This is a genomic window from Caulobacter sp. SSI4214 (assembly GCF_012184455.1).
GTDB classification, from domain to species: Bacteria; Pseudomonadota; Alphaproteobacteria; order Caulobacterales; family Caulobacteraceae; genus Caulobacter; species Caulobacter vibrioides_E.
In genome coordinates this window covers 52431-70450 of sequence record NZ_SZWJ01000017.1, presented here as the reverse complement: position 1 = coordinate 70450, position 18020 = coordinate 52431, and the positions used below count along the sequence as shown (strand labels likewise).

General features: G+C 67.0%; 17 protein-coding genes and 1 pseudogene. 2 read left to right on the top strand and 16 right to left on the bottom strand.

Features of this window, described 5'->3' with window-relative positions; genetic code table 11:
* Positions 1 to 256, bottom strand: a pseudogene (locus FCU40_RS23165) (flagellar hook-length control protein FliK); the annotation flags it as partial.
* Positions 257 to 414: 158 nt separating this feature from the next.
* Here FCU40_RS23165 and FCU40_RS07545 point away from each other — a divergent pair.
* Entirely contained in the window at positions 415 to 2109 is a 1695-nt protein-coding gene (locus tag FCU40_RS07545; RefSeq protein ID WP_168074075.1) for an ATP-binding protein, read from the top strand.
* On the opposite strand, the gene lpxB is transcribed toward FCU40_RS07545, so the two are convergent.
* The 15 genes from lpxB to rpsB form a co-directional block, all read right to left on the bottom strand.
* Positions 2074 to 3255, bottom strand: coding sequence for a lipid-A-disaccharide synthase (lpxB, locus tag FCU40_RS07540; protein ID WP_168074082.1), 1182 nt, complete (start codon positions 3253 to 3255; stop codon positions 2074 to 2076). The two genes, FCU40_RS07545 and lpxB, sit on opposite strands and share 36 nt — an antisense overlap.
* 14 nt (positions 3256 to 3269) lie before the next feature.
* Entirely contained in the window at positions 3270 to 4112 is an 843-nt protein-coding gene (locus FCU40_RS07535) for an LpxI family protein (RefSeq protein WP_004615214.1), read from the bottom strand.
* Positions 4113 to 4121: 9 nt separating this feature from the next.
* Complete coding sequence (gene lpxA, locus FCU40_RS07530) at positions 4122 to 4913, bottom strand: acyl-ACP--UDP-N-acetylglucosamine O-acyltransferase (protein ID WP_168074073.1); 792 nt, start codon at positions 4911 to 4913, stop codon at positions 4122 to 4124.
* Entirely contained in the window at positions 4910 to 5389 is a 480-nt protein-coding gene (gene fabZ / locus FCU40_RS07525; RefSeq protein ID WP_004615211.1) for a 3-hydroxyacyl-ACP dehydratase FabZ, read from the bottom strand. The genes lpxA and fabZ overlap by 4 nt, the downstream gene beginning before the upstream one ends.
* Before the next feature lie 5 nt (positions 5390 to 5394).
* On the bottom strand, positions 5395 to 6414 hold the full coding sequence (lpxD, locus tag FCU40_RS07520; protein WP_168074071.1) for a UDP-3-O-(3-hydroxymyristoyl)glucosamine N-acyltransferase: 1020 nt from the start codon (positions 6412 to 6414) through the stop codon (positions 5395 to 5397).
* A 51-nt stretch (positions 6415 to 6465) separates the two neighbouring features.
* Complete coding sequence (locus FCU40_RS07515; protein WP_168074069.1) at positions 6466 to 7101, bottom strand: OmpH family outer membrane protein; 636 nt, start codon at positions 7099 to 7101, stop codon at positions 6466 to 6468.
* 2 nt (positions 7102 to 7103) lie between these two features.
* Entirely contained in the window at positions 7104 to 9467 is a 2364-nt protein-coding gene (gene bamA, locus FCU40_RS07510) for an outer membrane protein assembly factor BamA (protein ID WP_168074081.1), read from the bottom strand.
* A 20-nt stretch (positions 9468 to 9487) separates the two neighbouring features.
* Entirely contained in the window at positions 9488 to 10684 is a 1197-nt protein-coding gene (locus FCU40_RS07505) for a M50 family metallopeptidase (protein ID WP_168074067.1), read from the bottom strand.
* A 13-nt stretch (positions 10685 to 10697) separates the two neighbouring features.
* Positions 10698 to 11897, bottom strand: a complete 1200-nt coding sequence (gene dxr, locus FCU40_RS07500; protein WP_168074065.1) for a 1-deoxy-D-xylulose-5-phosphate reductoisomerase — start codon at positions 11895 to 11897, stop codon at positions 10698 to 10700.
* Positions 11885 to 12730, bottom strand: a complete 846-nt coding sequence (locus FCU40_RS07495) for a phosphatidate cytidylyltransferase (RefSeq protein WP_081612854.1) — start codon at positions 12728 to 12730, stop codon at positions 11885 to 11887. Before FCU40_RS07495 ends, dxr begins: the two co-directional genes overlap by 13 nt.
* A complete protein-coding gene (uppS, locus tag FCU40_RS07490; RefSeq protein WP_004615204.1) occupies positions 12690 to 13469 on the bottom strand; it encodes a polyprenyl diphosphate synthase in 780 nt (259 codons plus the stop codon). Before uppS ends, FCU40_RS07495 begins: the two co-directional genes overlap by 41 nt.
* Positions 13470 to 13519: 50 nt before the next feature.
* On the bottom strand, positions 13520 to 14086 hold the full coding sequence (frr, locus tag FCU40_RS07485) for a ribosome recycling factor (protein WP_004615203.1): 567 nt from the start codon (positions 14084 to 14086) through the stop codon (positions 13520 to 13522).
* 57 nt (positions 14087 to 14143) lie between these two features.
* A complete protein-coding gene (gene pyrH / locus FCU40_RS07480) occupies positions 14144 to 14884 on the bottom strand; it encodes a UMP kinase (RefSeq protein ID WP_004615202.1) in 741 nt (246 codons plus the stop codon).
* Positions 14885 to 15062: 178 nt separating this feature from the next.
* A complete protein-coding gene (gene tsf / locus FCU40_RS07475; protein ID WP_168074063.1) occupies positions 15063 to 16001 on the bottom strand; it encodes a translation elongation factor Ts in 939 nt (312 codons plus the stop codon).
* 151 nt (positions 16002 to 16152) lie between these two features.
* Positions 16153 to 16953 (bottom strand): 30S ribosomal protein S2, encoded by an 801-nt coding sequence (rpsB, locus tag FCU40_RS07470; protein ID WP_168074061.1) that lies wholly within the window; start codon positions 16951 to 16953, stop codon positions 16153 to 16155.
* A 352-nt stretch (positions 16954 to 17305) separates the two neighbouring features.
* On the opposite strand from rpsB, the gene FCU40_RS07465 reads away from it, so the two are divergent.
* Positions 17306 to 17956, top strand: coding sequence for a haloacid dehalogenase-like hydrolase (locus FCU40_RS07465; protein WP_168074059.1), 651 nt, complete (start codon positions 17306 to 17308; stop codon positions 17954 to 17956).
* Positions 17957 to 18020: the final 64 nt, after the last annotated feature.

The following is an 18020-nucleotide window of genomic DNA, read 5'->3' as shown; positions in this document are numbered from 1 at the left end:
GTTTGGCGATAGCCTGTTCCGGACCTGGCCCGCCATCTTGGGACGGAGCCTGCCCAGCCTGCTCGACCCTCACGCCGCCTTTGCCGGGGCCCTGGGCGCCCGTCGCCGCCGGACGACCGGCGATCTCACCGAGCCGCGCGGTCGTGTTCGCGAGCGCCTGGCGGGCCACCGCCTGCAGAACGACAGAATCCGGCGCGGTTCCAGCCGGGGTGGGTGGAACGATGGGGATCAGGGGCGTGGTCGGGTCTATGGCCACGACAACGACTCCACGAGGACGACCAACCCAAGGCTAGAACCGGAGCGTAAACCGCGAGTTAACCATCCCCGCGCGAAGTTGGCCTCTACAGCTAGTCCGAGAAATCTCGGAAAAGCTCGGAAGCGTGGTTCCCGGTCCGCCGGCGAGGTCGTCGAAACATGAGCTGGCGCAGCATCGTGGAGCATCGCCGTCGCGATCTCCTCTCCATCGTGCCGATGACCCTCCTAGCCGCCGCGGGCGCCGCCGCTTGGCTTGGGCCGCGCGCCAGCCTGATCTGGCTCGGCGCGGTCAGCATATTGATCGCGGCCAATCAGGCGTTTTGCCACTTTATCCGTGTACGGATAAATAATGTCCGGGGACTGGAGGTGGCGATGATAGCCTTCACCTTCGTCTACACCTTCATCTACGCCGCCTTGCCCGCGATGCTGATCGCTCATGGCGAGCGCACGTCGATCTTGGCGGGCGCGGCGATGATGGGCGCGATCGCCTTGAGCTGCACGGCCGAGTTCGTCATCTCTCGGGGCATCGGCGGAGCAGCCTTGGGCGCGTTGATTTTGCACGTCATGCTAGTGGCCATCGGCACGCTAGAGACAACGTCGCCTCTGCTCCAAGCGCTATCGCTGATCGCCGTTCTCTGCTTCTTCGCCTATGTGCTGCAATACGCCTTGCGTCGAGAGGTCGATGTGCGGGACATGGCCAAGGCCACCGCCCTGGCGCAGGCGCGCGAAGCCGAGGCCGCGGCCGCCAACCAGGCCAAGACCGCCTTCCTGGCGACGATGAGCCACGAGATCCGCACCCCCTTAAACGGCATTCTGGGCATGACCCAGGTGATGGAGGCCGACGCCCTGTCGCCCGAACAGCGCGAGAGGCTGACGGTGGTCCGCCGTTCCGGTCAGGCGCTGACTCAGATCCTCAACGACGTGCTGGACCTGGCGCGGATCGAGTCCGGTCAGCTGGAACTTCGCCCCGAACCCTTCGACCTGCGCGAACTGCTGGAAGGATGCGCCCAGACCTTCGCCGCCCTGGCCGAGGGCAAGGGGCTGGCTCATGGCCTGTCCATCGAACCCGAGGCCGAAGGCGTCTATCTGGGCGATTCAGGGCGGATGCGGCAGATTCTGCACAACCTTCTGTCCAACGCCGTGAAGTTCACCGAGGTCGGCGGCGTGTCGATCGCGGCCGCGTGGCGTGACGGACATCTTGAACTCACCGTCGCCGACACCGGTCCGGGCGTTCCGGAGAGCGAGCAGGAACGCCTGTTTGGCCGTTTCGTGCTGCTGGACGATATCGCCACCCGTCGTCACGGCGGCGCCGGCCTGGGCTTGGCGATCTGCCGTGAGCTGGCCCGGGGCATGGGCGGCGAGGTCAGCCTGTTCAGCCGTCCCGGCCAAGGCAGCGCGTTCACCGTCTCGGCGCCGCTGCGCAAGATCGCCTCGGCGGCGCCGGTCGAAGCGGCCGAACCGCCGCCCGCCCCGCCGCCGCTGCGCTTGCTGGCCGCCGAAGATAATCCGACCAACCAGCTGGTTCTGAGCGCCGTGCTGCGCCAGGTGGGCGTCGAGCCGGTCATGGTCGATAACGGCGCGAAGGCTTTGGAAGCTTGGCGAGATGGCCAGTGGGACGTCGTGCTGATGGATATCCACATGCCCGTCATGGACGGCCTGACGGCGTTGAAGGAGATTCGGCGTCTGGAGGCCGAGCGCGGCTTGCGTCGCACGCCGGTCATCGCCCTGACGGCCAACGCCATGCGCCACCAAGTCGATCATCTGTTGGAGGCCGGCATGGACGACCACGTCGCCAAGCCGATCGACATCGCCGACCTGTTACGCGCCCTGGATCGGGCCGTTCAGGCGGCCTGACGGACGACGAGCACTCAGGAAGTCCAACAGCGCGTCGGCGGCGGCCTCGGAGGGATCTGGCATTCCGCGTCCCATCTTGTCCAAGGCGGCGTCCTGCTCGGCGGCCTGGCGTTCGCGCAGCGCCCGATCATCAAGCCGCTCGGCGATGGCCTTGGCCAAGGCCTCGCCCTCGCAGGCGTCCTGCAGGAACTCCGGCGCGACCGCCCGGTCGGCGGCGATGTTGAACAGAGTCACCCAGCGCGGCTTCATCAGGCGCTTGAGAATGGCGTAGGTCACCGCGCCGGTCTTATAGCCGACCACCATCGGGCGGCCGGCCAGGGCCAGTTCGGTCGTCACCGTGCCACTGCAGGCCAGGGCGACATCGCCGGCGACGAAGGCGTCGTCCTTGAGCCGATCATCCTCGATCACATGGGCGCGGAAGGGCCAGCCCGCCACGCGCGCCTTCACCGCCTCCGCCACCGTGTAGGCGGCGGGAATGACCACGAAGAGGTCAGGCCGATCCGCCTTCAGTCGCCGCACGGCGTCCTCGAAGGCCGGCATGATCCGCTCGATCTCCGATGGACGGCTGCCGGGCAGAACCAAGAGTATCTGGTCGTCGGGCGAAGCGCCGATCGCCGCCCGCAACCGGCCTGGATCGGCGCTGTCGAAGCGCTTGGCCAGGGCGGAATTGCCCACGAAGACGTTGGGCAGGTCCACGGCGTCGAAAAAGGGCTTGTCCATCGGTTGGATCGACAGCAGCAGGTCGACCGCCGCGGCCAAGGTCTTGGCGCGCCCCGGGCGATAGGCCCAGACCTGAGGCGCGACGTATTTCACGAGCGGCAGGCCAGGATCCAGCTTTCTCAGCGCGCGAGCCAGGCGGATGTTGAAGCCCCAGCTATCGATCAGCACCGCCACATCGGGCTTTTCGTGGGCCGCCAGGGCCACGGTGTCCTTCAGGCGCGCCAAGACCCTCGGATAGGCCTTCAGCCCCTCCAGCAACCCCAGAATGGACAGCTGGGTAATGTCGAACGGGCTTTGCACGCCCTGTGCGGCCATCCGCGCGCCACCCACGCCCACGAAGCTGACCTGGTCGCCCAGGCGCGCGCGCATGGCCTTGGCCAAGCCGGCGCCAAGGGCGTCGCCCGAGGCCTCGGCGGCGACCAGCATGATCTTCAGGGCGGTCACGGCAGGTCTCGCGGGTCGACCCCCAGCACGAAGAGGCCCAGTTCGTCGGCGCAGGCGATGACGGCGGCGCGGTCCACCACCAACAGACGACCCGCCTCCCCGACGACGCCGGCCAAGCCCGCGCGGGCGGCGCGCTGGAGGGTGGCGACGCCGATGGTCGGCAAATCGACCTTGGTCTCCTGGATCGGCTTGGGCGCCTTGGCCAGCACGCCCTTGGGACGTTCGGCCGAGCCTCGAATGGCCAACGGCAGTTCGGCCACCCGGCGCAGCATGGCGTCGGTGCCCTCCTGCGCCTCGACAGCCAGGACCAAGCCGTCGCAGACCACGGCGCCCTGGCCGATGTCGAGCCGACCGCTCTCGCGGGCCACATGCAGCGCCTTGTCGATATCGGCCATGTGGGCTTCGTCGGGCGAGATCTTGCCCAGCCGTCCGCGCGGCAGGGTCATCTCGCCGTTGACCTCATGGGCCCCCTCGATTTCGAAGCCTTCCTTCTCGAACTCATCCAGCACGCGGCGCAGCAGAGCGTCATCGCCCTTTCGGGCGGCGACGATCAGGCTGGGCAGAACCTTCAGGCCCCGCCCGTCGGGCATCATGGCCGAGAAGTCCGGGCGGCTGACCTGGCCCGCGAAACACACGACCTCGCAGCCCTCGGCCCGCAGCGCCTTGAACACCTTGCCAAACTCGCCGATGCCGACCTCGACGCCCGGATAGCGGGCCAAGACGGGGTCGGCGAAGCTCTTCAGCCGCATGACCGCGAAGGCGCGGCCGGCGGCCTCGCAACGGGCCGCCAGTTCGACGGGAAGGTCCCCGCCGCCCGCGATCAGTCCCAGCTTGCGCATCGCGGGCCCCTAGAACTCGCGCTCGGGCAGGCAGAGCGGACGGTTGGCGTCGGCGCGGATGAAGTCGACGATCTCCATCACCTCCGGAATCGCCGCATGGGTTTCGGCCACGTCGTCCAGGCGCTCCTGGAAGGTGCCTTCGTCGGCGAACATCAGACGGTAGGCCGCGCGCAGGGCGTTGATCGTCTCGCGCGAGAAGCCCCGGCGCTTGAGGCCAACCAGGTTCAGGCCTTCGAGATGGGCGTGGTTGCCCCAGACCGAGCCATACGGAATGACATCCTTGGTCACCGCCGCCAGGCCGCCGATGAAGCTGTAGCGGCCGATGCGCGAGAACTGGTGCGCGGCGGCCAGGCCGCCCATGAACACATAGTCGCCGATGGCCACGTGGCCGCCCAGGGTCGCGCCCTTGGCCAGCACCACGAAGTCGCCGACGGCGCAGTCGTGCGCCACGTGCGAACCGACCATGTAGAGACCGTCCGAGCCGATCGTGGTCACGCCCTTGCCCGAGGCGGTGCCGGTATGCATCGTCACGTGCTCGCGGATGATATTGCGCGGCCCGATCAGCAGCTCGGTGCGCTCGCCCTTGTGGCCCAGGTGCTGAGGCGGACCGCCCAAATTGGCGAACGGATGCACGACGCAACCCTCGCCCAGCGTCGTGACGCCTTCCACCACCACGTGCGACAGAAGGCGCACGCCCGCGCACAGGGTCACGTCGGGGCCGACGATGCTATAGGGCCCGATCTCGACGTCCGGGTCGATCTTGGCCTCCGGGGCGACGATGGCGGTCGGATGGATGGTCATGCCTTCGGACCCGTCTCGACGACCATGGCCGCGAATTCGACCTCGGCCGCCACCTTGTCGCCGACCTTGGCGACGCCCTTGAACTTGAAGATCGACGAGCGCGCGCGCAGCACCTCGACTTCCATCCGGATCACGTCGCCGGGCCGGACCGGGTTGCGGAACCGGGCGTTGTCGACCGACATGAAGAAGATGGTCTTGCCCTCGGTGTCGACTTCCAGGGACTTGCTCATCAGGACCGCGCCGGTCTGCGCCAGGGCCTCGATGATCAGCACGCCCGGCATCACAGGATTGCCTGGGAAGTGGCCCTGGAAGAAGGGCTCGTTCACGGTCACGCACTTGATGCCGACGATCGACTGGTGAGGCTTGTAGTCCTCGGCGCGATCGACCAGCAGGAACGGATAGCGGTGCGGGATGCGCGCCAGGATTTCCGCGATATCGATGTCGGTCCGCACCGTTTGCTCGGCGTTCTCGGTCATTGGCTCTAGCCCCTCGTCCCTCGACCGCCCGCCATGCGCGACAGCCATGCCGTCTCCCGGAGCCACCGCTTGAGCGGCCGCGCCGGAAAGCCGGTCCAAGTTTCACCTTCCGGCACGTCCTTGAACACCGAGGCGGCCGCCCCGATGCTCGCGCCCGAGCCGATGTTCAAGTGGTCGGCCACGCCGGCCTTGCCGCCAAAGGCGACGCCGTCGCCGACGACCGTGCTGCCCGACAGCCCGGTATAGGCCGCCAGGACGCAATTACGCCCGATACGGACGTTGTGCGCGACATGCACCAGGTTGTCGATCTTGGTGTTCTCGCCAATGGTCGTATCGGCGAAGGCGCCGCGATCAACGCAGCTATTGGCGCCGATCGTGACGTTGTCCTGGATCACCACCCGCCCCAGCTGCGGCAGGTCGACCATGCCACGCGGGCCCGGCGCGGCGCCAAAGCCCGCCTCGCCCAGCACGGCGCCCGCCGAGATCGTCACGCGATCGCCAAGCAGCGAAAAGCCGATGACGGCGTTGGGACCGATGACGCCATCGCGTCCGATCAAGACCCCTGGCCCGATGGCGACGCCGGGTCCGATCCGCGTTCCGCGCCCGATCCGCGCGCCCTGGCCGATCGTCACGCCCGGCGAGAGCAAGACGCCATCTTCCAGCTCCGCCTCCGGATGGATCGCGGCGGCGGCGGCTTCGTGACGACGCGGCGCGTGAAGCCGATCGACCGCCGCCGCCCAGGCCGCCTGGGGCGTCCGGGTGATCAGGGCCGCGCAGGTCGCCGGCAGGAAATCGCGATGCTCGGGACGCACGAAGCACGCCCCGGCCCGCGTGGTCGCGGCGGCGTCCTTGCGCTTGGCGTCGGAAAAGAAGGTGATCGCCCGATCATCGGCGGCGTCCAGGGGCGCGGCGTGGGCGATCGACCGGTCGGCCAAGGCGGCGTCCGCAAGTTCGGCGGCGCCGGCCCGGGCCAAGTCGGAAAGCGCTGCCGGACCCAGGCTGTCAAAGAAACGTGGGTCCGGCATGATTCCTCTCGGCGAAAGTTCCCCTAGGTAATCCTAAAGGAGACGATTCGCTTACTTGTTGGTCGGTTGCAGGGCGCCGGCGACCGGAGCCTGATCCAGACGCTCGCGATCGAAGGTCAGGGTCTTGATGCGGGCGTCGAGCGCGGCGACCACGGCGTCCGTGATGTCCATGGCCGGATTGGCCAGCATCACCGATTCACGGTCCAGCAGCAGGCTGCACTTCTGCGACTGGTAGACTTGGCGGATCGGGGTGTCGAGTTCCTGATAGACGCGATTCAGCGCCTTCTGCTCGGTGGCTTCGACTTCCTTTTGGCGCAGCTGGCCCTTGCGCTGCCAAGCGTTGGCCTTGACCTGCAGAGCGGCGGCTTGCTGCTCAAGGGCGTCCTGGGCCAGCGTGCCCTTCTTGGCGTCCAGCGCCTTGGCTTCGTTGTCGAGGCCCGTGCGTTCGGTGTTCAGCTCGGCGTTGACCTGCTGGATGATGGTCTTCAGACGCGCGTCGACGGCCTTGCCGACCAGCGAGCTGGCGACGGCGCGCTGGCTCGAGAAGATGCAGACGCCAGTGATCGCCGGCCCATGGGTCACGGGCGGAGCGGCCGGGGCCGCCGCCGGAGCCGTCTGGGCCGAGGCGGCGGTCGCGATGGCGAGGGCGACGACGCTCGAAGCGGCCGCGGACAGGAACTTGGACATGATTATTGGAACCTTGTGGAGGTGGAGAACCGGAAGGTTTCGGTTCGGTCGTAGCTTTCCTTGGCCAAAATGCGGCTGATATCGAATCGAATGGGTCCCATGGGGGATTTCCAGTCGATCGAGATACCCGCCGAAGCACGTAGGCCCAGGTTGTCCTTGATGTTGGTGTCGAAGACGCCGGGCGACTTCTGACGGTCCACGTCATCAAGCAGGCCGGCCGTACCGAAGTCGCTGAACAGGGCGGCCTTGATGCCGTACTGCTCGGGCAGGAACGTCGGAATGTCCAGCGAGACGGTGCCGATGGCGTACATCTTCGCGCCCATCGAGTTGTTCGTGCTCGAGATGTCGCGCGGGCCGATACCCGCGATCTCGAAGCCCCGGAACGAGTCGCCGCCCTTGTAGAAGCGATCGTTGATGCGGACGTTGTCGCCGCCCAGGCCCTCGATATAGCCGAACGAGCCGGTGAAGCTGAACACGAGGCTCTTGGTGAAGCCGTAGTACCAGCCGGCGTCGGCCTCGGTCTTCAGATAGCGAACGTCGCCCGCCAGACCCGCCAGGTCCTGGTTCAGGTCGGCGAACCAGCCGCGGGTCGGGTTGATCGGATCGTTCCGCTTGTCGAGACGCAGGCCATAGCCCACCAGCGAGGTGATGTAGGCGCCGCGCTGCAAGCAGAGGATCTGCGAGACCGAGCCGCTGGTGCAGAGGTTGTCGGCGACGCTGACCTGGTCGCGACGCAGCGTGTAGCGCAGGTTCATCGACGAGTCGTTGGTCAGCGGGAAGCCCAGCCGCACGTCGCCGCCTACCGACTTGGTGTCATAGGCCGCGTAGTTCGAGAGGTCGTAGCGGAAGGTGTAGAGGTTCAGGCCCGCGACCAGGTTGCGGCCCAGGAAGCGAGGCTCGCTGAAGCCGAAGTCGACCTGTTGGCGCAGCGAACCGACCGAGACGCGGGCCCGCAGGTTCTGGCCGCGACCGCGGAAGTTTCGCTCGGTGATGCCGACGTCCAGCACCAGCTTGTCGACCGAGCTGTAGCCCGCGCTGAACGACAGCTCGCCGGTCGGCTGCTCTTCCAGCTTGACGCGCAGGTTGGTGCGGTCCGGCGCCGAGCCGGGCGTGTCCTCGATGGTCACGTCCTTGAAGAAGCCGAGGCGGCGGATGTTGTTCTTCGACCGGTCGACCAGCACGCGGTTGTAGGCGTCGCCCTCGGCCACTTCCAACTCGCGGCGGACCACGTAGTCCAGCGTGCGGGTGTTGCCGACGATATCGATGCGATCGACATAGACGCGCGGACCTTCACGCACCGAGAACACCACGTCGACGGTCTTGGTCTGGCGGTTCGGCACGTAGCGCGGACGCACGTCCACGAAGGCGAAGCCGGCCGCGCCCGCCGCGAAGGTCAGGGCGTCGGTGGCCTGCTCGATCTTCTCGTCTTCATAGAGCTGCCCCTGGCGGATCGGCAGGATCTGAGCCAGCAGGTTGCCGTCCAGCTTCTTCAGCTCGGTCTCGACGGTCACCTTGCCGAACTTGTATTTCGGGCCCTCGTCCAGGGTGTAGGTGACGGCGAAGCCGTTCTTGTCGGGCGCCAGCTCGGCCACCGACGACACGACGCGGAAGTCGAAATAGCCGCGGTTGCGGTAGAACTTGCGCAGTTGCTCGCGGTCGTACTCGATCCGGTCGGGATCGTAGTTATCGTTGCTGGTCAGAAACTTGTACCAGCGGCTTTCCTTGGTCACGACCACGTCGCGCAGGTCGTTGTCCGAGTACTCGCTGTTGCCCAGGAAGTTGATCCCCAGCACGCCGCTCTTGGGGCCTTCGTTGATTTCGAACACCAGATCGACGCGCTTTTGCGGCAGTTCGACGACCTTGGGCGTCACGGTCGCCGAGATACGGCCCGAACGGCGGTAGAGTTCGATGATGCGCTGAACGTCCGCCTGCACCTTGGCGCGGGTGAAGATGCCGCGCGGACGGATCTGGACCTCGTCCTTCAGCTTGTCTTCCTTCAGGGAAGAGTTCCCCTCGAAGACCACCTGGTTGATGATCGGATTCTCGACGACCTTCACGACGAGATCGCCGCCCTGCATCTCGATCTTCACGTCGGCGAAGAGATCGGTGCGGGCCAGGGTCTTCAGCGCCAGGTCGAGGCGCTGGGGATCGACGGTGTCGCCCGGCTGGATCGGCAAGTAGGACAGAACCGTCCCCTGCTCGATGCGCTCGTTGCCTTGCACCACGATGCGCTGAACCACGCCGGTCTGAGCGGCCTGGGCGAAGGCCTGCACCGGGGCCACCAAGGCGGTCGAGCCGAGCAGAAGCGCCATACCCGTGGCGAACGCGGCGCTTTGGGCGCGAAGTTTGTTCATGTGACCAATCATGGACGGAGGGCGAGCGCTGTTCACGTAAACAGGCCGCCGATGAATTTGAACACGTCGTAGCGGTTGAGGTCGTTCCACGCCGCGAACAGCATGAAACCCAGGATCAACGCAAGCCCCGCGCGGAAGCCGGCCGCCTGAAAGTCCGCGCGCAGCGGACGCTTGGCGATGGCTTCGTAGGCGTACATCAGCAGATGGCCGCCATCGAGGACCGGAATGGGCAGCAGGTTCATGAAGCCGATGCTGACCGACAGGCTGGCGATCAACACCATGAAGTTAAACAGCAGGCGCAGCGACATGATCGCGAAATTCGGCGCGCCCTCGGTGCTGGCCTTGGCCACGGCGCCGGCGGTGTGACCGATGCCGATGATGCCGCTGACCTGATCGGCGGGCACCTGGCCCGTCACCAGACGACCAAGATAGAAGCTGATCGTCTTGATCATGCCCCACACTTCGACGGTCGCGTCGGGAATGGCCGACAGGACGGTCGACTTGTGCAGCGTGGCCATGCTGGCCAGCTCCGCGCCCATCCGGCCTTCCTTGACCTTGCCGCGGATGTCGTCGCGGTTCTCGACCAGCGAGGGCGTCACGACGATGTGCAACGGCTTGCCGGCGCGCAGCACCGTAAGGTCGATCGGCAGGTTGGCGCGCAGGGAAACATAGTTGACCAGATCGCCAACGCTGGTGATCTCGGTCCTGTCGGCGCGGATGATGCGGTCGCCGGCGGCCAGGCCCGACGCGGCGGCGGGCGTCGCGGGCAGCACGCGCTTGACCGTCACCGCGCCATGCTGGCTGCCGATCAGCACTAGGAAGACGGCCGTGATCGCGATGGCCAGCACGAAGTTCGCCATGGGGCCCGCGGCGGCGATGATCGCGCGTTGCCACACCGGCTTGAAATGGAAATAGCGCTTGAGAGCCCCCTCGCCTTCCCGCGAGACGATCGCGCGCTTCATGGCCTCCAGATCGTTCTGGTCGGGCACGCTGGCGGCGTTCTCGTCGCCCGAGAACCGCACATAGCCGCCCAGGGGGATCGAGGCGATGCGCCACTCGACGCCGTGCTTGTCGCGCCATGACATCAGCGGTGGACCGAAGCCGATCGAGAAGCAATCGATCGCCACGCCGCACGCCTTGGCCGCCCAGAAGTGGCCAAGCTCGTGGATCGTCACCACGATCGAGAGCACCACGACCGTGGACAGAATGATGGTCAGGATGTCGAGCATGGGCCCCCGGGGATCAGCGTCGATGCTTTTGCGCGACAACCTCGGCCGCAATGCGGCGAGCGCTGGCGTCCACCAGCATCGCCGCCTCGACGGCGTCGTCATTATTCGCGGCGGTCAGGTCACCAAGACTGTTCATACGCTCGAGGGTTCCCGCCACAGCGGCGGCAATATCGAGAAAGCCAATCCGGCGGTCAAGGAAGGCCGCCACGGCGACCTCGTTGGCGGCGTTCATCGCCGTGGGCGCGCCGCCGCCCAGACGCAGGGATTCGCGGGCGATGCCGATCGCCGGGAACCGGTCCAGGTCCGGCGATTCGAAGGTCAGTTGGCCATAGGCGGCCAAGTCTAGGCGCGGGGCCGGCCACGGCAGGCGATCCGGCCAGGCGAAGGCGCAGGCGATCGGCGCGCGCATGTCCGGCGGCCCCAGCTGGGCCAGGGTCGAACCGTCGGCGTACTCCACCAGACTATGGATGACGGACTGGGGATGGATCACGACATCGACGCGGTCTTCGGGCGTTGCGAACAGGTAGGAGGCCTCGATCATCTCGAGCCCCTTGTTCATCATCGTCGCGGAATCGACCGAAATCTTGGCGCCCATGGACCAGTTGGGATGGGCGATGGCCTGCTCCGGCGTCGCGGCCCGCATGGCGGCCTTGTCCCACGCGCGGAATGGTCCGCCAGACGCCGTGAGGATCAGCCGCGCGACCCGATGGGCGCAGTCGGGCTGCAACACCTGGAATATGGCCGAGTGCTCGGAATCGACGGGAATCACCGAGCCGCCCGAGGCCTTGGCGATGGCCAGCAGAGCCGGACCGGCGCAGACGAGGCTTTCCTTGTTGGCCAAGGCGATCACCGCCCCGGTGCGGGCGGCGGCCAGGGTGGGCGCCAAGCCGGCCGCGCCGACGATGGCCGACATCACCCAGTCCGCGCCCATGGCGGCGGCCTCGCTGACCGCGGCCGCGCCGGCGGCGGCGCGCACCGCCGTGCCCGCCAGCCCATCGCGAAGGGCTTCGAGCTTGGTCTCGTCCTCGATCACCGCGACCTGGGGCCGCCAGCGCAAGGCCTGCTCGATCAGGCGCTCGACGTTGCGCCCGGCCGTCAGGGCCAGGATCTCGACCGGCGCGCCGGACTGTTCGAACAGGCTGAGCGTGGAAAGGCCGATCGATCCGGTCGAGCCCAGCACCACTACCTTACGGGCCAAGGTCAGTGGTTCCATTTCAAATGATCGACCAACCGGATGGCGGCGATGACGATCGCCGCGAACATTAGGCCATCGACACGATCCAGAAGGCCGCCATGGCCAGGGATGATGTCCCCGCTATCCTTGACGCCGAACCGGCGCTTGAGGATCGATTCCCAGAGATCACCGGCCATCGTGGCCAGGCCGCCCAACAGGCCGATCAGCGCCGCCGCGGGCCAGACCAGGCGCAGATGGGCGAAGTGAGCCACCAGCACCGCGCCGATCGTGGCCGCCACGAGGCCGCCGACGAAGCCCGACCAGGTCTTGTTCGGCGAGATCCGGGGCCAAAGCTTCGGCCCCTTGAGGATGCTGCCCACCACATAGGCGAAAATGTCGGCGAACCAGGTCACGACGAACAGCAGCAGCGTCCACCAAAGTCCGAACTCCAGCGACCGCACCCAGACCAGGGCGATCACCGCCGGCGCGATATAGACCACGCCATATGCCGCGTCGGCGCGACGCTCGACCGCGCCCCGCGCGATCAACCCCGCTAGAAAGGCGCCGACCAGAACGACGGACCAGGCCAGCAGGAAGTTGTGCAGAAAGGCCGCGACGATGGCGATGGCGCAGAAGACGCCAACCACGGCGCCGACCGCGTTCGGCGACTTGGGCGCGCTGATCTTGCCCCACTCGCGCGCCAGCAGGGCCGCGCAGACCAGCGCCAGAGCCAGGAACCAGAAGCCGCCCAGCCATACGGCGGCCACGACCATGGGCACGAGCACGGTGGCAGACACCACGCGCATTCGAAGATTGCCCCAGTTGAAGCGCTTAGCCGGCGACGGCGACGTCATCGGCCGCGACCCCTCCATAACGTCGATCCCGGCCGCGATACTCCGCGATGGCCGCGGCCAGGGCGTCCGGACCATAATCCGGCCACAGCACATCCTGGAACACCAGTTCGGCGTAGGCGCAATCCCAGAGGAGGAAGTTCGAGATTCGGCGCTCGCCGCTGGTGCGGACGATCAGATCCGGCGGCGGCGCGGCGGCCGTCGACAGAAAGCGCTCGAACGTCGCCTCGGTCAGGTCGCTGGCCCGAGCCTCGCCCCGCTCGACCATTTCGGCGAAGGCGCGCGCCGCGTCGGTGATGTCGGCCTGGCCTCCATAGTTGAAGGCCACCTGCAGAACGAATTCGCTGTTGCCCGCCGTGCGACGCTCGGCCCGCTCGATGATTTCGGCGATATCGGCCGGCAAGCCGGTGCGGCGGCCGATGATGCGCACGCGCACGCCCGCCGCCGCCAGACGCTCCAGATCCGATTCGACATAGGCCTTCAGCAGCTTCATCAGCTCCGAGACCTCGTGCGCGGGCCGGCGCCAGTTCTCCGTGGAAAAACCGAAAACCGTCAGCACGCCAACATTCTGGGCCTGAGCGCCCTCGACGGTGCGCTTCAGGGCGTTGACCCCGGCGCGATGCCCCAGAACGCGCGGCATCCCCCGCCGCTTGGCCCAGCGCCCGTTGCCATCCATGATAATGGCCACGTGCAGACGCGGCTCCGACGCGTCGCCCCCGGCGCGCGCCGAAACGTCCTGCAGGCCCGTGGTCGGCGGCATTCGCTTCAACCTTCCCTCGTCCTCTCCCCCAAATCCCACAGGGAGGACGATTAGACCTGCATGATCTCTTGTTCCTTGATTTTCAAGGCCTCGTCGATGCGCTTGATGGCCTCGTCGGTCATCTTCTGGACCTCGGTTTCCATCTTCTTGCGCTCGTCCTCGGCGATCGCGTTGTCCTTCTCGGCCTTTTTCAGGTCGTCGTTGGCGTCGCGGCGAACGTTGCGGACGGCGATCTTCTGCTGCTCGGCGTACTTGCCGGCGATCTTCGAGAGATCCTTGCGGCGCTCCTCGGTGAGCGGCGGGATCGGAATACGCAGGTTCTGGCCTTCGACGACCGGATTGAGGCCCAGACCGGCGGCGCGGATGGCCTTCTCGACCGAGACCACGACGCCGCGATCCCAGACGCTGACGCTGATCTGGCGAGGCTCGGGCACGCTGATCGAGGCCACCGCGTTCAGCGGCGTCGTCGAGCCATAAGCCTCGACCATCACCTGGTCCAGCAGGCTGGCCGAGGCGCGGCCAGTGCGCAGGGACCCGAACTCCTCCTTCAGGGCGGCGATAGCCTTGTCCATGCGATCGCGGTAGCGCGACAGGACGGGTTTTTCGGCGGCGGCCATGAGGCTCTCCTCGCTTTTTGCCGCCCGTCCCTCGGGGACGGGCCACTGCTCTAGAATTTAGGCGGCGCGGTCGGCGGCGACCACGGTGTAGGTCCCCTCGCCTCTCAGGACGCCCAGCAGATTGCCGCGTCCCTTGATCGAGAAGACCACGATCGGAATGTTGCTGTCGCGCATGAGGGCGACGGCCGAGGCGTCCATGACCCGCAGGTCCTTGGCCAGGACATCCATGTAGCTCAGTCGGTCGTAGCGCTGGGCGGTCGGATCCTTCTTCGGATCGGCCGTGTAGACGCCATCGACGCTGGTGCCCTTCAGCAGGGCGTCGCATTGCATCTCGGCCGCGCGCAGGGCCGCGGCCGTATCGGTGGTGAAGAACGGATTGCCCGTGCCCGCGGCGAAGATGACCACGCGCCCCTTCTCGAGGTGACGCTGGGCGCGGCGGCGGATGTAGGGCTCGCAGACCGTGGCCATCGGAATGGCCGACTGCACGCGAGTCTGAACGCCGATCCGCTCGAGCGCGTCCTGCATGGCCAGGGCGTTCATCACCGTGGCCAACATGCCCATGTAGTCGGCGCTGGACCGTTCCATGCCCTTGGCCGCGCCAGCCATGCCGCGGAAGATGTTGCCGCCGCCGATCACCAGGCAAAGCTCGACGCCCGACTTGACGATCTCGGCCACGTCCTCGGCCACGGCCTGGACGGTGTTGGTGTCGATCCCATAGGGCGTGTCGCCCATCAGGACCTCGCCCGACACTTTCAGCAGGATGCGGCGGTATTTCTGAGGTGCGCTGGTATCGGACATTGGACCGCTATTCCTGAGTCGTCGGCACGCACTTTACGTGCGTTCTACAGAAGTGGGATGGGTTTTGCCAACCGGCGCGGCGTCGCGGCGCGGCGGGCGCAAAAAGGGCGCGGCGCGCGTCTAGAACGCGCCGCGCCCTCGATATCCGGCCGGGAGCCTAGGCTCCCGCCGCTTGGCTTTAGGCTTGGCCGGTCATCGAGGCGACTTCGGCGGCGAAGTCGTCCTGCTTCTTTTCCACGCCTTCGCCCAGAGCCAGACGGGTGAAGCCCTTCACCGTGATCGGCGAACCCAGGGTCTTGGCGGTTTCGGCGACCAGTTGCTCGACGGTCTGGTCGGGGTTCATGACGAAGGCCTGCTTCAACAGCACGACTTCTTCCAGGAACTTGCGGATACGGCCCTCGATCATCTTCTCGACGACCGCGGCCGGCTTGCCCGATTCCAGAGCCTGTTCGGTGAAGACGGCCTTTTCACGCTCGATCGCGGCCGGGTCCAGATCGTCCGGCGACAGCGACAGCGGCGCGGTCGCGGCGACGTGCATGGCGATCTTGCGGCCCAGTTCGCGTAGGGCGGCCTTGTCGCCAGCCGACTCCAGCGCGACCAGCACGCCGATGCGGCCCAGGTCCGGAGCGGTGGCGTTGTGGATGTACGAGGCGACGACGCCCGTATCGACCGTCCATTTGGCGGCGCGGCGGGCCATCATGTTCTCGCCGATCGTGGCGATCAGGTTGGTCAGGTGGTCCTGAACGGTCTCGCCGCCGGCGAGCTTCGCGGCCGTGATGGCTTCGATCGAACCGTCGGTGGCCAGGGCCGCGCCAGCGATCTGACGGGCCGCGCTCTGGAACAGGTCGTTGCGCGACACGAAGTCGGTTTCGGCGTTCACTTCGACGGCGGCGGCGGTTTCACCCGCGCCCTGATCGGCGACGGCGATCGCCACCAGACCTTCGGCGGCGGCCCGGTCGGCCTTCTTGGCGGCCTTGGACAGGCCCTTGGCGCGCAGCCAGTCGATGGAGGCTTCGATGTCGCCGTTGTTCTCGGCCAGCGCCTTCTTGCAGTCCATCATGCCGACGCCGGACTTTTCGCGCAGTTCCTTGACGAGGGCGGCGGTGATCTCAGCCATCGAGTATCTCCAGATTCAAACGGTTGGCGATCGGGCCTTCAGCCCGCCGCGGTCTCAATGCGTATGCGACCGAGCTTGTTAGCCCGGTCGCATGTCAGGGTCGCGACGGTCCCGATCCCGGACGAACGTCCGGGCCGGAACACGTGGAAAATCAGGCCTCGGCCGATTCCGCGGCGGCTTCCGGAGCTTCCGGAGCCAATTCGCGAGCCAGGGCCGGCTCGACCGGGGCGACCGAAGCGCCCAGGTCGACGCCCGAGGCGGCTTGACCGGCGGCCAGACCGTCCAGGACGGCGTCGGCGATCAGGTCGCAGTACAGCTGCAGGGCGCGAGCGGCGTCGTCGTTACCCGGGATCGGATAGGTGATGCCGTCCGGATCGCAGTTGGTGTCGAGGATGGCGACGACCGGGATGTTCAGCTTGCGGGCTTCCAGGATCGCGATCGCTTCCTTGTTGGTGTCGATCACGAACATGATGTCGGGGATGCCGCCCATGTCCTTGATGCCGCCCAGCGACAGCTCCAGCTTGTCGCGCTCGCGGGTCAGCTGCAGCAGTTCCTTCTTGGAACGACCTTGAGCTTCGCCGGCCAGGACGCCTTCCAGTTCGCGCAGACGAGCGATCGAGCCCGAGACGGTGCGCCAGTTGGTCAGGGTGCCGCCGAGCCAGCGGTGGTTCACATAGTACTGGGCGCAGCGCTTGGCGGCCGTGGCGACCGGGTCGCTGGCCTGACGCTTGGTGCCGACGAACAGCACGCGGCCGCCGGCGGCGGCGACTTCACGGACCTTCACCAGGGCTTGGTGCAGCAGCGGGATCGTCTGCGACAGGTCGATGATGTGGATGTTCGAGCGCGAGCCGAAGATGTAGCGGTCCATCTTCGGGTTCCAGCGGTGCGTCTGGTGGCCGAAGTGGGCGCCGGCTTCCAGGAGCTGACGCATGGAGAATTCGGGAAGAGACATCGGGCCTTTGTCCTTTTTCCGGTTGAACCTCCGCGGACACCCCGATCCAGACCATTCTGGAGCGGGACCGGAACGGCGAGGCCGGGATTTCTCCCCGGCGACGACGAACATCCGCGTGTGGAATGGGCGCGCAGATAGTCGCTTGGCGGAGAAAAAGCAAGCCCCGAAGCCGCGTTCACCCGGCGACGAAATGACCGATGAGGCGATCGCGCGGGCATGGCGTCTTCCTCACGAGGCGTCCAAGGCGCGACGATCTTTCCACGGTTCGTGGACGAGACCTTCGCGAGACTTACACACGGACGTGTCTCAATCGCGGAGCCTCGCGAGGGGCGGCGCTTGGAGGACGGGTTCAATGCTTGCGGTCTTCGATCTCGACGGCACCCTTCTGGACGGCGACTCCACGGGGATCTGGCTTTGGGAGCGCGTGCGCCGGTCGCCGCTGCGCGCCCTGCTCGCCCTGGCCGCGGCCCCGATCGCGGGTCCCATGGTCGCCATCCCCCGCACGCGCCGCGCCGGCGCCTCGGTTCTCCTGTGGATCGCCACCTTCGGTCTGCGGGAGAAGGACCTCCGCGCCTCGCTCAATCGCTTTGGCGAGGCGTTCAGGGCCGGCGAGAGCAAGCTCACCTGGCGCGCGGGCGGTCTGGCCACCTTGAATGAGCATCTGACACGCGGCGACCGCGTCGTCGTGGTCACCGCCGCTCCCGCGCTTCTGGCGGAGGCCCTGATCGGCCCGCTGGGTCATCCCATCGAGGTGTTGGGTACGTCGCTGAAGCGCCGCGGCGGCGGCTGGGTCGCGGATGTTCACTGCCGGCATCAACGCAAATGCCAGGCTCTGGCCGAAGCCGGCCACGGCGCCCGCTGGACCTACGCCTATACCGACAGCCTCGACGACCTCCCGCTGCTGCGCGGCGCCGAACGCCCGGTGATCGTCAAGGGCGGCAAGGCGGCGGAACGACGCCTGTTCCGCGCGGGCTTGCTGAACGGACGCGCGGCGGCTTGGTAGCGCCGTAGCCCGGTCGCTCTCGGGCTTCTTCGCTTTAGAGCGTGATAGCCGAAAGTGTAAGCGG